This is a genomic window from Bradyrhizobium sp. dw_78 (genome assembly GCF_018449525.1).
GTDB lineage: Bacteria > Pseudomonadota > Alphaproteobacteria > Rhizobiales > Xanthobacteraceae > Bradyrhizobium.
The window spans coordinates 54,464-67,830 of the sequence record NZ_JAAVUS010000012.1; the positions used below are offsets into that span (position 1 = coordinate 54,464).

Annotated in this window: 16 protein-coding genes and 1 tRNA gene; 6 read left to right on the plus strand and 11 right to left on the minus strand. The window is 60.4% G+C overall.

Annotated features, from left to right (window positions below; translation table 11 throughout):
• Positions 1 to 80: 80 nt before the first annotated feature.
• The gene (locus tag HB630_RS25160) at positions 81 to 386 is read right to left on the minus strand and encodes an ETC complex I subunit (protein ID WP_213775410.1); all 306 of its coding nucleotides are present in this window, start codon (positions 384 to 386) and stop codon (positions 81 to 83) included.
• Between the two features lie 228 nt (positions 387 to 614).
• Between HB630_RS25160 and HB630_RS25165 the strand changes: the two genes are divergently transcribed.
• Positions 615 to 1,772, plus strand: a complete 1,158-nt coding sequence (locus HB630_RS25165; protein WP_213775411.1) for an OpgC domain-containing protein — start codon at positions 615 to 617, stop codon at positions 1,770 to 1,772.
• 47 nt (positions 1,773 to 1,819) lie between these two features.
• On the opposite strand, the gene HB630_RS28525 is transcribed toward HB630_RS25165, so the two are convergent.
• On the minus strand, positions 1,820 to 3,238 hold the full coding sequence (locus HB630_RS28525; protein ID WP_249781052.1) for a VOC family protein: 1,419 nt from the start codon (positions 3,236 to 3,238) through the stop codon (positions 1,820 to 1,822).
• Between the two features lie 358 nt (positions 3,239 to 3,596).
• Between HB630_RS28525 and HB630_RS25175 the strand changes: the two genes are divergently transcribed.
• From HB630_RS25175 to HB630_RS25185, 3 genes are all read left to right on the plus strand, one after another.
• Positions 3,597 to 5,951 carry a TOMM precursor leader peptide-binding protein gene (locus tag HB630_RS25175; RefSeq protein ID WP_213775412.1) on the plus strand — a complete coding sequence of 785 codons (2,355 nt, stop codon included), beginning with the start codon at positions 3,597 to 3,599 and terminating at the stop codon, positions 5,949 to 5,951.
• Between the two features lie 85 nt (positions 5,952 to 6,036).
• Positions 6,037 to 7,437 (plus strand): SagB family peptide dehydrogenase, encoded by a 1,401-nt coding sequence (locus tag HB630_RS25180; protein ID WP_213775494.1) that lies wholly within the window; start codon positions 6,037 to 6,039, stop codon positions 7,435 to 7,437.
• 12 nt (positions 7,438 to 7,449) lie between these two features.
• Positions 7,450 to 7,650, plus strand: coding sequence for a hypothetical protein (locus HB630_RS25185; RefSeq protein WP_213775413.1), 201 nt, complete (start codon positions 7,450 to 7,452; stop codon positions 7,648 to 7,650).
• A 49-nt stretch (positions 7,651 to 7,699) separates the two neighbouring features.
• Here HB630_RS25185 and HB630_RS25190 read toward each other — a convergent pair whose 3' ends face one another.
• From HB630_RS25190 to HB630_RS25225, 8 genes are all read right to left on the minus strand, one after another.
• Entirely contained in the window at positions 7,700 to 7,993 is a 294-nt protein-coding gene (locus HB630_RS25190) for a hypothetical protein (RefSeq protein WP_249781053.1), read from the minus strand.
• Entirely contained in the window at positions 7,990 to 8,271 is a 282-nt protein-coding gene (locus HB630_RS25195; RefSeq protein WP_213775415.1) for a hypothetical protein, read from the minus strand. The genes HB630_RS25190 and HB630_RS25195 overlap by 4 nt, the downstream gene beginning before the upstream one ends.
• Before the next feature lie 4 nt (positions 8,272 to 8,275).
• Positions 8,276 to 8,497: a hypothetical protein gene (locus tag HB630_RS25200; RefSeq protein WP_213775416.1), complete on the minus strand. Its 222-nt coding sequence runs from the start codon at positions 8,495 to 8,497 to the stop codon at positions 8,276 to 8,278.
• A gap of 313 nt (positions 8,498 to 8,810) precedes the next feature.
• A tRNA-Pro gene (locus HB630_RS25205) sits at positions 8,811 to 8,887 on the minus strand.
• A gap of 160 nt (positions 8,888 to 9,047) precedes the next feature.
• Entirely contained in the window at positions 9,048 to 9,536 is a 489-nt protein-coding gene (locus tag HB630_RS25210; RefSeq protein WP_213775417.1) for a DUF192 domain-containing protein, read from the minus strand.
• Between the two features lie 172 nt (positions 9,537 to 9,708).
• The gene (locus HB630_RS25215) at positions 9,709 to 10,374 is read right to left on the minus strand and encodes a cold-shock protein (RefSeq protein ID WP_213775495.1); all 666 of its coding nucleotides are present in this window, start codon (positions 10,372 to 10,374) and stop codon (positions 9,709 to 9,711) included.
• Between the two features lie 197 nt (positions 10,375 to 10,571).
• A complete protein-coding gene (locus HB630_RS25220; protein WP_213775418.1) occupies positions 10,572 to 11,333 on the minus strand; it encodes a Sir2 family NAD-dependent protein deacetylase in 762 nt (253 codons plus the stop codon).
• Positions 11,334 to 11,418: 85 nt separating this feature from the next.
• Positions 11,419 to 11,664: a hypothetical protein gene (locus tag HB630_RS25225; protein WP_213775419.1), complete on the minus strand. Its 246-nt coding sequence runs from the start codon at positions 11,662 to 11,664 to the stop codon at positions 11,419 to 11,421.
• A gap of 192 nt (positions 11,665 to 11,856) precedes the next feature.
• On the opposite strand from HB630_RS25225, the gene HB630_RS25230 reads away from it, so the two are divergent.
• Entirely contained in the window at positions 11,857 to 12,024 is a 168-nt protein-coding gene (locus HB630_RS25230) for a hypothetical protein (protein ID WP_213775420.1), read from the plus strand.
• Positions 12,025 to 12,197: 173 nt separating this feature from the next.
• Here HB630_RS25230 and HB630_RS25235 read toward each other — a convergent pair whose 3' ends face one another.
• Complete coding sequence (locus tag HB630_RS25235) at positions 12,198 to 12,557, minus strand: hypothetical protein (RefSeq protein WP_213775421.1); 360 nt, start codon at positions 12,555 to 12,557, stop codon at positions 12,198 to 12,200.
• A 436-nt stretch (positions 12,558 to 12,993) separates the two neighbouring features.
• Here HB630_RS25235 and HB630_RS25240 point away from each other — a divergent pair, with 436 nt between their 5' ends.
• Positions 12,994 to 13,155, plus strand: coding sequence for a hypothetical protein (locus HB630_RS25240; protein WP_213775422.1), 162 nt, complete (start codon positions 12,994 to 12,996; stop codon positions 13,153 to 13,155).
• Positions 13,156 to 13,367: the final 212 nt, after the last annotated feature.

Here is a 13,367-nt window from a genome sequence, read left to right on the forward strand (position 1 = left end):
CCGGAAGTTTCGGCCCTCGCCCTGCCCAACCCCGTCCGGGGCCCGGCCAGGACGCAATTCCGTCCCTCGCAATTTCGCCCTCAATGGGTCCAGGGTTCACCGCGCCGGAACGAGAAATTGTCGGCATAGGCGGCCGGGCGGCGGACCGGCTCTTTCGGTTCGATGACCTGATAGGGAATGCCCTCCCGCTCGCAATAGGCCACCGCCTCTTCCTTGGTCTCGAAATGAAGGGTGAGTTGCTGCTTCATGTCCCCGGACGAGGTCCAGCCCATCAGGGGCTCGACCACGCGCGGTTGCTCCGGCTCATAGGCAAGCTGCCATTCCCGGGTCTGGGCCTTGCCCGATTGCATCGCGTTTTTGGCGGGTTTGAAGATGCGTGCGGTCATGAAGGGTCAATTCCCCTGAGATATACGGCATGGAAGCGCGTGCGCGGCCAGCCGGGATGGTATACAGACATTTTCCGGGAATTTGGTCGGTGATTCCCAGCCTTGGATGATGTATTTCCAGACCGGTATAGTCATTATGCCGCGCGGTGACAACTTGGCCAATGACCCGGCCGGTGCCCCGTCTCGCGGGTTCGATCTTGTCGAAGGCATCACGTCGAAACGGCAGCCATGAAGATCTACGCAACCCTCCCTGAAAAAGGACGCGACCTTCGGCTCGACCTGTTTCGCGGGGTCGCGAACTGGGCGATTTTTCTCGACCATATTCCCGACAATGTCGTGAATTGGATCACGACCCGAAATTACGGTTTCAGCGACGCCGCGGATTTGTTCGTTTTCATCTCGGGATATACCGCGTCCTTTGTCTATGCCCGGATGATGATGGATCGCGGATTCATCGTCGGCGCCACCCGGCTGACCAAGCGGGTCTGGCAACTCTACGTCGCCCATATCATCCTGTTCGTGATCTATATCGTTTCGATTGGCTATGTCGCGCAGCGCTACAGCGATCCGGAGATCATCAACGAGTTCAACGTGGCGGGCCTGGTCGACAGCGCGGTCGAGACGCTGCGCCAGGGACTGCTGTTGAAGTTCAAGCCGGTCAACCTGGACGTGCTGCCGCTTTACATCGTGCTAATGGGATGTTTCCCGCCGGTGCTGTGGTTCATGCTGCGCCGGCCCAATCTGACGATGCTGGCGTCGATCGCGCTGTGGCTCAGCGCCCGGTATTTCAGCTGGAATTTCACCGCCTATCCCGCCGGCACCTGGTATTTCAACCCGTATTGCTGGCAGGTGCTGTTCGTGTTCGGCTCGTGGTGCGCGCTGGGCGGCCCGCGCAAAAATATGGCCGTCATCATGTCGCCGATCACCCTTTACGTCTGCATCGCTTATCTCGTCTTCGCGCTGGTGATGACGATGGCCGGCCGGTTTCCCGACCTCGGCGCGATGTTCCCGCATTGGCTCTATTCGGCGTTCAATCCGAACGACAAGACCAATCTCGCGCCCTATCGCTTCCTGCATTTCGTGGTGATCGTGATTATGGTCATCCGCTTCGTGCCGAAGGATTGGTCGGGCCTGCAATGGAAAGTGTTCGATCCGCTCATCGTCTGCGGCCAGCAGTCGCTCGCCGTATTCTGCGTCGGCGTCTTCCTTTCCTTTGTCGGCCATTTCGAACTGATGATGAGCTCGGGCTCGCTGCTAGCGCAGATTTTCGTCAGCGTGACCGGGATCGCGATCATGACCGTCGTCGCCTACTACATCTCCTGGTCGAAACGACAGGACAAGCCCCAGAAGCCAGCGGCGCCGAGACCCGCTGCGGCAATGGGCTGAATCGGGTCGGCCGGCCCAGGGCCGGGCGGCGTTGCGTCGACGTAGCGCTATTTCGAACTGCGTTCCCTGCCGGGCGTGGCGAGCAATTTGCCTTTCGAGGAAACCTCGCCCCAACTCGTGGACCAACGGACCTCGGAGCCCGGAATGAGCCCGGAGCGCTGCCCGCTCCGCTTTCCCTGCAATGCGAACATCGCGCCCTGTGGGTCGATGCATCGCGCGACCCATGCGCCGCCGGGCACTTCGATCGGGCCCTCGAAGATCCGGCCTCCGGCCGCCTTCACACGCCGCGTCGCCACATCGATGTCATCGACATTGAAGTAGTAAAGCCAAAACGAAAAAGGCTCCCTTTCCCGTTTGGCAAACATGCCGCCAATCGTTTGTCCGCCGACGGCGAACAATTGGTAGCTGTCCATCGCACCGGTTTCGGGGGCCGCTTTCTGCCAGCCCAAAAGCTCACCGTAGAACGCAACGGCCTTGTCCGGATCGGCGGCAAGCAATTCATGCCAGCCCACGCGCCCGGGCTGGTCCACTGCGGCGGCATCATGCCGGCCCAGTTTCAATCCATCGACCAGCGCAAGCGTCGCGCCTTGCGGGTCGGCGACGACCGAAATGCGGCCAATATTGGTGTCGGTCGGCGGAACATAAACCGTTCCGCCCAGACGCTTGAGGCGGCCTGTCACGGCGGCCACATCGTCGACGCCGACATACCCCATCCATCGCGGCGTCGCGCCTTTTTTCGTCGCCTCCGGAGGCAGGTCCATGAGGCCGCCGATCTCGGTCGTTCCCGAAATGAACAGCGTGTAGGCGAGACCGGAGGTTGACGCATCCCGGGCATCCCAGCCGACGATCTCGGCATAGAAGGCCTTGGCAGAGGTGACGTCCGTCGTCATCAGCTCGTGCCAGGCGAAACGCCCATGATTGTCGGCCACGTCTTGTCTCCCTGCGAATCCGAAACAGTTGCGATGGATTGATCGGTAACTGCCGGTCTCGATAGATTCTACGAATTGTTTTCGGGGTACGTGAAGTGCAAGTGCCACGTGGTTGACGCCGGCTTTCTCCTGGTTGCCGTCGATAGCATCGATGATGAACAATGGATGAATAGATAGGCCAATCTCGTTCATCAAGATGAACCAAATACCTGCCGGTAACGACCAATTCAGCGCAACAGATGCAATCGCCTTGCACGGCGAATTTGCAAAGGATAAACTTACTGCGCTGGAGTCAGACCAATTACAGGTATGGAGGTTGCGACTATGCAACGTGTAAAACAAGCGTCGAAGAAAAAGCACGTGACGAAATCCGTTCCGGTGCTGGGGGCAGCCGGCTTGACGTTTTCCATGGTTGGCGGTGCGTCGGCAGCCGCTGTGCCGACGGCGGACGTGACGCAGGCGCCGGCCGCCGGCCTTGGCCAACAGCTTATGCTGGGTGACGAAGAAATCGCCGACGTCAGCCTGGCGACGTTCCATCTGTTCGACAAAGAGAATGTCGCGAGTAGCGGCGGCGTTCAGGTGGCCCGCGCTTGCGGCGGCTGCCGGGGTTGTCGCGGGTGCCGAGGCTGCCGTGGTTGCGGATGTCGTGGCTGCCGGGGTTGCGGTGGTTGTGGCGGCTGCTGCGCCTCCTGGGGAGCCTGCCGCTTTTGCTAAGCCACGCGGCCTTCCGATCAAGTTGACAGAAGCAGTTCGTTATGGCCGGGTTCGACAATGTCGACCCGGCCAATCCATGTCTAGTTTGTACTGCTCTTGTCTGCACCGCTCTTGTTTGCACTGCGAAACCGCCCGCGCGCGGCGGCAGGTCCTTACATGACCGCCGAGTAGGTCTTCAGCCTTGTCGAAAAAAGCCCGCGTCCAAGCAGGACGAAAAAAATCCGTCGTTCGGAAAGCACGCCCCAAGCCTGCGAAACGAAGCGGTCAGCGCACCAAAGGCGCGGGCGCTGCAAAACGCAGGACCGCGCCGGCGCGGCGCCCCGCCCCGGACGTTCCGCAATTCGCGCCGAATTTCACCGTCTATGTGCTGCCGCCCGACGCGGTGTGCCTCTATTCCGAGGATCGGAAATTCTTTCTTCATGGCGAACTCTATTGCGCGATCGCGACGGCGATCGGTAAAGGCGGAAAGAACTTCGCCGAGCTCGCTCAAGAACTGGCCAAGAATTTTCCGGCCGACAAGATCGAGGAAGCGCTCAAACGGCTGATGGAGCGCCGCTACATCGTTCCGGCGTCCCCTTCCTCCCCCAATGCCATGGACGGCTATTGGGCCAGCCTTGGTCTGCCACCCGGTGTCGCCGAGCAAAATCTCTCAAATTGCCGTGTGCGCGTCGAAGCGATCGATGTGCAAGGCGCCGCCGAACTCAGCGCGGCCCTGAGCGGACTTGGCGTCCAGGTGGTCAAACGTTCTCCCGACCTGACGGTGACGCTGGTCAACGACTATCTCGAGCGGCGGCTGGCCGAGATGAACCGGCAGCGGGTATCGGAGCGCACCCCGTGGTTGCTCGTGCAACCTTCCGGCGCGTTTCCGCTGGTGGGGCCGGTGTTCGATCCCGGCAAGACCGCCTGCTGGACCTGCCTGTTCGATCGCATGATCCGCAACCGGGAAATCAAGGGCTTCCTCGACCGCGGATCGGCGCGGCCGGTCGCCGTTTCGCCGCTCGTACACAACACGCTCGGACAGGGCGCAATCCAGTTCGCGGCGATCGAAGTCGCCAAGGCCATTGCGACGGGCTTTCGGACCGAATTGAACGATCACATCGTCAGCCATGATTTCATGGGCATGAATGTCGCCAAGCATTACGTGGCCAAACGCCCGCAATGTCCGACCTGCGGCGACCGGAAGCTGATTGACCCGCGCCGGACGCCGCAGCCGGTCGAGCTAAGTGACGGCGCAAAGCTGGTGATGACAAGCGGCGGCTATCGCACCGTATCGTCGCGCTCGACGGTGGCCCGCTTCCGCAAGCATGTGAGCCCGCTCACCGGCGTGCTGACGCGGCTCGAGCGGATCGAAGCCGATTTGCCGATGAACACCAATTTCTTCGCGCAGCATAATTTTTCCGCACCGGCCCAAAGCATCGACCAGCTCCGCGACGGATTGAGCGGCGGCAGCTTCGGCAAGGGCTCGACCGCCGAGCAGGCCGAAGCCAGCGCGCTGATGGAGGCGATCGAGCGTTATTCGGGAATCTTCCAGGGCGACGAGATCAGGATGACGCGCCGCTTCACCGATTTCGCAGCGGGCGACGCCATCCGTCCCAACGACGTGCTGCTGTTCAGCGACGCGCAAAGGCAGGCCGACCAGGCGTTGTCCGATGTCGCCGAGCAGACGATCCCCACCCCGTTCGATCCCACAGCCGAGATCGAGTGGTCGCCGGTCTGGTCCTTGCGCGACGGCCGCTTCAAATATCTGCCGACCAGCCTGTTGTATTTTTTCTACAGCGGTCCTGCCGCCTTTCAGGCGGATTCCAATGGCTGCGCCGCCGGCAACACGCTGGAAGAAGCCATCGTTCAGGGCTTCCTCGAACTGGTCGAGCGCGACGCCTACGCGATCTGGTGGTACAATCAATCACAGCGCGCGGAAGTCGATTTTGGCCAGTTCAACGACTCCTATATCGCTGATCTCAAAGCCCAGCTCGCCGACACCGGCCGCAAATTATGGGTGCTCGACGTCACCAGCGATCTCGGTATTCCGACCTATGTCGCGATCCTGCACTGGATGCAGAACGGGCAGGAAAATATCGAGTTCGGCTCCGGCGCGCATTTCGACAAACGCATCGCCATGCTGCGCACGCTGACGGAGCTGAACCAGTTCCTGTCGATCGGCCTGATGGACGGCGGCAGCGGCGAGAAGCCGAGCCTCGACGGCACGACGCCGCTGTACCTGCCGGATTACCCGTTCCTGATCCCGAACAACGCGGTGAAGATCCCGGCCGCTTCGGACTTCGGCCCGCTCGACCATACACGCAACCAGGTGCTGGCCTGCGTCGAGATCGCAAGGCGTGCCGGCCTCGATTTCCTTGTCCTCAACCAGACGCGGCCCGACGTGGAAGTGCCTGTCGTCAGGGTCATCGTTCCCGGCTTAAGACATTTCTACCGCCGCTTCGGGCCGGGCCGGCTATACGACATTCCGGTCAAGCTCGGATTGCGCGATCAGCCGATCCCCGAAAGCGAGCTGACGCCGTTCCTTCCCCACAGCTAGGATTGGCCGCTTGCGCGCTCCCGTGAAAAAGACCGGGCGGAAGAACGCGGCGCCGGCCATTTCCGTGCGGCTGAGCGATCGCGTCATGCTCGAGGCGCAGGCGGACGGCAGCCTCGACGCCTGGTTCGACGGCTATTCAACCGGTCTTGGAAACTTCAGCGCCGCCGCGATCGGTCGCGCGCAAGATTTAAGCACGGGCCTGCGGCTCAGTTCCTTTTCCCCCGATGGCAAACCCGTCGAGAAGGAAATCGATGTGCTGGTCCGGCGATTGGCCCGGCGCGGTCTTGTGGAATACCGCCTGGCGCACCCGGCCGATGCGAAGGAGCTGGTGGCGATCGAGCCGCAGCTTCCCGATTATTGGCCGCGAACGCTGAAACCCGACAATGCGGACGTGATCGCGCTATCGCGGTTCGCCTATTTGCGTCGCCGCGGCGGCGAGATGGTCCTGGAATCGCCGCGCGCCGGGGCATTGTTCAGGATCGGCGATCCGAAAATCGCCTCCATCCTCGCCTTGCTGGCGACGCCGCAAAAAATCAGCAGGCTCCGCCGGCAGGACGGCTTTCCGGGAATGGAGTTTCTCGGCCTGCTGATGGATTGCCGGATCCTGTTCAAGGTCGAGGCCGAAGGCGATGGGTTCCGCGCCGACGAAGGCGACGACAATCTCGTGCTCTGGGACTTTCACGATCTCCTGTTCCATGCGCGCAGCACCGAAGGCCGGCAAGCCAATCCGATCGGTGGACTTTACCCCTTTGCCGGCATCATGCCCCCGCCGCCGGCTGTGCGGCCGAGCTGGCCGGGAAAACAAATCGACATGGACGGGTTCCTGGACGGGTTCAATGCGCTTTCGGAGCCATTGCCGGGGATCGCAGGCGTGTTGCGCGAGCGCCATTCGGTGCGCGATTTCGACGACACGCGACCGGTCACGCTCACCGAGCTTTCGCGCTTTCTCGATGGCAGCGCACGGATTCTGTCGAAATGGGAAAGCCCGCTGGATCCCGAGGACGGCGATAGCCCCCTCATCGACTATACGACACGGCCCTACCCGTCCGGCGGCAGCAGCTACGAGCTCGAACTCTATCTTGCCGCCGCCAATTGCGAGGGATTGACCCGCGGCTTCTATCACTACGATGCCGGCCGGCACGCGCTGACGCCGATCGATGTGCGGCCGCAGGATTTCGACGCGATGCTGACCTCGGCCGAACTGGCGATGGACGCGCCCGGCGCGCCCCAGATCCTGATCACGATCGCCGCACGCTTCGGCCGGATTTCATGGAAATACAGCGGGCTCGCCTATTCGTTGATCCTGAAAGATGTCGGCGTATTGATGCAGACGTTCTACATGGTGGCGACCGGCATGGGCCTCGGTGGATGCGCCATCGGGACCAACAATATCGAACTGTTCGCAAAGATGACCCACATCGACTTTCATGTCGAAGGGCCGGTCGGTCAATTCGCCGTCGGCCGCGCCCTGCCGGACCAACCATAAAGACGTTGCACGATGGATGATCCTACAAACCATCCCAGGAACGACTCCGATCGAGGCGAAAGCAGACGCCCGGCGATTGCAGGTCTCGTGATCGCGGCGGTGTTGCTGGTGGCGGGACTGTGGCTTGCCCATGAGTTGACGGCAGCCAGCAAGATGCAGGATTGCCTGATGTCAGGCCGCACCAACTGCAACGTGATTGAGCCGGCCCAATAGGCCGGATCTCATCCCCCTCGATTCTGATTCAATCAGAGCCGATCATGCTCTAATTGCAGGAATGGCGCTGACCGTCCTGGCCCCGGTAGTTCGCGGAAGACCGTTCGCAATATCGGCCGAAGCCATCGTAAATCCCGTATGGCCTGCCGGTCACGGGATAAACCACGCGATCGGGTGGCACGTTGGTGCCGGGATAAAAATCCGGCGGCCCATAATTATGCAAGTAGATATCGTCCGCACCGTGCGCGTGCCTGTGATGGTGCCGGATATGCATGTCGGCGTCGGCCGCAAATGACGGCGCTGAAACCGTCAGCAGGATCGCCGCAGCAGTCAAAAACCTCATTTGCATTGCCTGTCCTCGTGATTCGGGGCGCCATCATCCCGTTCGTTCCGCCTTGAGTCAAAATCTTGGGCGGCCATGACTTCAGTGTTTCCCAAGGCATCGACGAGAGCAACAAAAAGCAACGTAGGCCGACGGTTTTCCGACAAAAGTGCCCGAATCGGCACATCTCGGGCAGAAATCTTCGGCCACAAGGCGCGCCGCTTCATCATATGGAAATATGCGATCGAGTTTTGAAGACGAATGGTGCCGTCGAACAAGCCCGTCAGCGCCCCCGCCACGTCCTCATTCGAACAGACGCTCTTCGCTCAACAGCCACGCGTGGATGACCCGCCACTTGTCACGCCCCCTCGACCGGAAATTCAGGAGCGGAGACCGTATATCCTGCAACTCAAAAAAGAACTTCAATGAGTGTTTGCCGGTAGGGCCGCCGGGTTCGTCCGGCTGCGCCTGAAGCCAGCGATCCCATTCCTGGATAATGAGGGTTCTTACTTCTTTCTGCTTCATCCAAGCACGCGTCCTTAACCGCAAGGCGAACCCGATGAGGGCCCGAGGTGGTCGCGCTGGATTTGAAGATTGTGGATGATGCCGATCGGTGGACGATCAGCCAGCCACATCGAAGGCGATGGGGGTGATTGGCCTGCCGCCGTGCCAATCGATGCCTTCAGGTTCCCTTGTGACAGGAAGACCTTAAACGTTCCTAAACGTATATGAACACACCCGCTGGCGGGTTGGCAATTCGCGAAATCAGCGGGAAATCGTCGTGCAGGCGTAGACCCCCCTGCATGTCGACGCCTGCCCTGGCAGGGATTGAGAATTTTGGTCGGGGCACACGGATTCGAACCGTGGACCTGCAGTACCCAAAACTGCCGCGCTACCAGGCTGCGCTATACCCCGCCGATCTCCGAAACGACGTCGATACACGCTTCAACCGCGGCCAGCAAGAAGCTAACGGCTCGGCCCCGGTTCGAACCGGCCTTCGGCGGCCATTAAGCATTTTCTACACGGAAACCATGACCACCCATGTCACCGGCGGCCTTTGCCCGAGGATATGATCTCAATGGCTGCCGAAAAGCGGATGCGCCACACGGTCTCCGGGCCGGATCCCGTATTTCTGCGCGGTGCCGGCAATCACCTCCAGCACCCCCTTCACCGGTCCGTTCGACGGGATGATCCTGGTCGACAGCGGCTCGGTATTTTCGGCTATGCGCAGGATCCGGCCATCGGCCCGGATGAAAATCATGTCGAGGGAGATGTAGGTGTTTTTCATCCACATCGACACCTCCTGCTCCGGCGAGAAATCGAACAGCATCCCCTTCCCGTCAGCCAATTCCTTGCGGTACATCAGCCCGGTGGTCTTCTCTTCCTCCGTCGTCGCCATCTCGACCGAGAATACATGCACGCCGGTCTTGGTCGCGATCTCAAGCGGCTGAACGCTCGCCGCCTGCGCGCCACGGCCGCTGAAAACACAAAGCGCAATGGCCGCAACGACGACGCAAAGCCAAGCCCGCAGACAAAACCAGCCAGCAACCCGATCAAAATTCATGGACACACTTAAACCCGGCCGTGAAGAAATTCGCTCACCCGGACCGTAGCCGGACGATCATGGCAAATAGCAGACGGAGAGCCCCACCGCGACATCAATTTGCGCGTGGCCCATGACTTCTCTCACACTTCCGTCGGGTAACACGGAAGTGTTACGCCTCGAAGTCCCCTGCTTAATGCGACGACAGGGCTGGCGAACCGTTCTCAGGGTGAATTTCGGCTGCCATCATGCCCTTGGAGCCGGGCCCGAACCGGACCAGCACATACTGGCCGGGACGCAGTTCAGTCATTCCAAAACGGCGCAATGTTTCCATGTGAACGAAGATATCCGGCGTTCCCTCGCCGCAGGTCAGGAAACCGAACCCGCGCAGCCGGTTGAACCATTTGACCTGCGCCCGCTCCAGGCCGCTGGTCGGGGTAACACTGACATGAGTCCGGGGCGGCAACATTTGCGCGGGATGGATCGCCGTCGACTCGTCCATCGAAACGATCCGGAACGCCTGATAACCCTTCGCCCGTTGCACGCATTCACAAACCAGCCGCGCCCCCTCATAAGCCGTCTGGTAACCGTCGCGCCTGAGCACCGTCACGTGCAGCAGCACGTCGGGCGAGCCATTGTCAGGAACAATGAAGCCGTAGCCCTTCGAGGCATCGAACCATTTGATGACACCGCTCACCTCGACAAGGTTGGCGCTGTCACCAAGAACCGATAGCGCATCGAACGCCGCATCCCGGTCAGGACCCGCAGAAAATTCGCCCGGTCCCAGTCTGCGACCCGGCCCTGTCGCGCCCGACGACAGGCCTCCTAACTTCTTGGACTCAAATCCGTCCGACCCCATGACCCCGGACCCCACACTTGTCCATAGCCCATCCTTGACAAGATGGTGCTGCTCACGCGCCCGCCTGTGAACATTCACGACGACATCACGCGAATCTCTCAAGACAAAAGATAACACTCCCTCCCGCCGCGCATAGCTAAAAAACGAATCTGTCAGCATCTATGAACAATCTTGCGCGGTCGCGAATCAATCCGTCATCAGTTGCCGACGAACGGCCCGAGCGTCTCACCGATGTCGTGCCGGATCACCAGATCGGCGATATCGTCCTGTTCGGTGGGCTCGTTGTTGATGATGACCAGCTTGGCGCCGCTATTCCTGGCCATCAGCGGAAAGCCCGCGGCCGGCCACACCACCAGCGAGGATCCAATCGCCAGGAACAGGTCGCATTGCTGCGCAAGTTCGGCGGCGCGGCGCATCGCATCCTCCGGCATCGCCTGACCGAAGGAAATGGTCGCAGTCTTGACCGGCTCCGCGCAGATCATGCAGTCCGGCGCGGTCCCCGCCGCATCGAAACGCTGCCTGACCCACGGCAGATCGTAAGCCTGACCGCAACCGATGCAGCGTGCGTAAGTGGTATTGCCGTGAAGTTCCACGACATGATCCGCCGCAAAACCAGACACCTGATGCAGATTGTCAATGTTTTGCGTCACGATGGCGGGAATCTTGTCCGCCTTGTAGAGCGAGGCAAGCGCGCGGTGGCCGCGCCCGGGCCGTGCCGCAGCAAAAGCCGGCTCCATCGCAAAACGCCGGCGCCAAGCTTCATCTCGCGCATCGGAACTCGCGACGAAATCGGCGAACGGGATGGGACGGTTGCGAGTCCACAATCCGCCCGGAGAGCGAAAATCGGGAATCCCGCATTCGGTCGAGATGCCGGCCCCGGTAAAAGGCACAATCACAGACGACTCGGCGATCATCACGCCGAGTCGTTCCACGCCGCTGCGAAGATCCGATGCAATCAAACCCGACTGTCCGAAAATCTGCCTTTCAGACTATAGCACGGCCTTCCGGCGCGATCTCATGCAACCTCGTCAGGCCGCCTTCTCGTCAAGCGGCCTTGGCGACCGGCTCATTGGTCCCGGCAGCGCTTTTCTCTTCGTTCTTCTTGGCCTTCGCGACGGGGGTGGCGCCCTGAGGCTTTTTCGCGGACTTGCCGTACTGGGACAGCTTGTCCAATTCGGCTTCGAGTTCAGCCTGTCGCGCCGCTACCTTTTCCGCAAGCTTCTCGATCGCGAGGTCGCGCAAGTTTGCGAGCTCTTCGATGCTCAATGAATCCAGATCGATCTTTGCCATACAGGCCTCCCAGTTTCCCTTGTTTCGCTACCGGGAAGGCATGAGAGCAACAAGCGCGGCATGGCTCTTATCCACCGGGAAGATTGCGTGTGAACAAAGCATCCACAGTCTTGCAACGCCGTGTCCCATTCACGCCCCAATCCCGGCGGCCAATACATTACGAGTAAGACTCAAAATTAAAAAGGACCGGCAATGACCGAACAAAAAGATCGCCTCGCGCGTGCGCGGGAAGAAATCGCGGCACGCGTCGCGCGATTCAAGGCCACGCAGGAAAAATTCGAGCGGGAACGTGAGCAATATTGTACGACGACACTCGAAAACGCGCTGAACGGATTCGAGGGCAAACCGTTCTGGTCTTGAAAACGTTCGGATACTCGGGTCCTCGGAAAGAGTCCGTCGCTTCGTCTGCTGGAGTCGTTGTTGAGGTAGCGTGGTTGAAATCGCGTGATCGCCTGTGTGCTGTCAGACTCCTGCGTAGCGGATGAAAAGCGACACTCAAAAAAGCCCGGAACCGATGTTCCGGGCTTTTTGCTTCACCAATGGCGCCAGTAGCGGCGATGATAATAGGGTCCGCCGTAATAGGCATACGGTCCGGAGCCGTAATAGGCCGGCGCATAATAGGCGGGGGCATAATAGCGAGGACCGTAATAACCGTAATAGCGAGGACGATAATAGCCGGGATAGCCGTAGCCATAATAGCTGGGACCATAATATGAATATGGCGCCCCCCAGGCGCCATAGGCGCCCGCGGCAAGCGCGCCCGCAGCCAGCCCGAATGCGAGACCTGGCCCGAAGCGTCCGAAGCCGAACCCCCGCGCCTCGGCGGGCGGCGCGGTGACTGCGGTAACGCCGACGGCGGCCACGGTCGCCAGAATTGCCAATGTCTTTTTCATGCGCAACTCCTCCATTGAGAACCGCAAGATAACGCCGAAATTTTTCAATGGTTGCAGGGAGCCGATCGTTCTCAGGGCAACCGGCAATTGTCGCAGCAACGATCCATGAACAACCGCCACGACAAATGCGACGGACCATCGGCAATCACAGCCGCTCAGCCTTGGCCCGGAATCCCGCTGCCAGACGCGCCCTGAAACAAATGATTTGATTTAAGGAACGACTATTCGTTTTCGGCATTGAGCCGTGACATCGTCACCCGAACGGAATGGCCGTGATTTTCAAGTGGTTCAAACGATTGCGCCGGAAAGATGTGCCGCCTCCACCGCCGAGACGCGAGGATAATAGCAGCATGGCGCTTCTTGTCCGACTGCTGCAGGAACAGACGGAACCTGCCGAGTAATCCGTTCGGCCTGGAGACGTTCCGAAGGCCCTCGAATGGTCAAAGCCGGCCACTACAAATACCCGCGCGGAACCAACGCCCGCGACGCGGTTTGCCTCGGCATGCAGTGGATCGAAGTCCTCATCAACCTCCTGGCCTTCGCCGGATTTATCGGCATCGCGTCGCATTCGTCTCGCAAACACCGTGCCGACAAATAAGCCGAATAACAAAGGGACCAAGTCCAGTTCGCGAGCCCAGTTCACAGGTCCAGTTTCAGAACCGGCTTTGCCTGCGGTCGGACCGAGCAGCCTTCCATGAGACAGCGCCGGAACAGCGTTGCGGTCAGCCCGCCATGTGTCTCACATTCGCGTGAAATTCTCCGAGCCGCCTTTCAAGGTCGCGAAACCTGTGGCGACCGCGCGACTTGTTC

Bases quoted from the DNA above. Each gene is read 5' to 3' on its own strand.
- HB630_RS25160 (WP_213775410.1), bottom strand. From the start codon at position 386: ATGACCGCACGCATCTTCAAACCCGCCAAAAACGCGATGCAATCGGGC.
- HB630_RS25165 (WP_213775411.1), top strand. From the start codon at position 615: ATGAAGATCTACGCAACCCTCCCTGAAAAAGGACGCGACCTTCGGCTC.
- HB630_RS28525 (WP_249781052.1), bottom strand. From the start codon at position 3,238: ATGGAACGTCGCCAGGCTGACGTCGGCGATTTCTTCGTCACCCAGCAT.
- HB630_RS25180 (WP_213775494.1), top strand. From the start codon at position 6,037: ATGCTCGAGGCGCAGGCGGACGGCAGCCTCGACGCCTGGTTCGACGGC.
- HB630_RS25185 (WP_213775413.1), top strand. From the start codon at position 7,450: ATGGATGATCCTACAAACCATCCCAGGAACGACTCCGATCGAGGCGAA.
- HB630_RS25190 (WP_249781053.1), bottom strand. From the start codon at position 7,993: ATGAGGTTTTTGACTGCTGCGGCGATCCTGCTGACGGTTTCAGCGCCG.
- HB630_RS25200 (WP_213775416.1), bottom strand. From the start codon at position 8,497: ATGAAGCAGAAAGAAGTAAGAACCCTCATTATCCAGGAATGGGATCGC.
- HB630_RS25210 (WP_213775417.1), bottom strand. From the start codon at position 9,536: ATGAATTTTGATCGGGTTGCTGGCTGGTTTTGTCTGCGGGCTTGGCTT.
- HB630_RS25215 (WP_213775495.1), bottom strand. From the start codon at position 10,374: ATGGGGTCGGACGGATTTGAGTCCAAGAAGTTAGGAGGCCTGTCGTCG.
- HB630_RS25225 (WP_213775419.1), bottom strand. From the start codon at position 11,664: ATGGCAAAGATCGATCTGGATTCATTGAGCATCGAAGAGCTCGCAAAC.
- HB630_RS25230 (WP_213775420.1), top strand. From the start codon at position 11,857: ATGACCGAACAAAAAGATCGCCTCGCGCGTGCGCGGGAAGAAATCGCG.
- HB630_RS25235 (WP_213775421.1), bottom strand. From the start codon at position 12,557: ATGAAAAAGACATTGGCAATTCTGGCGACCGTGGCCGCCGTCGGCGTT.
- HB630_RS25240 (WP_213775422.1), top strand. From the start codon at position 12,994: ATGGTCAAAGCCGGCCACTACAAATACCCGCGCGGAACCAACGCCCGC.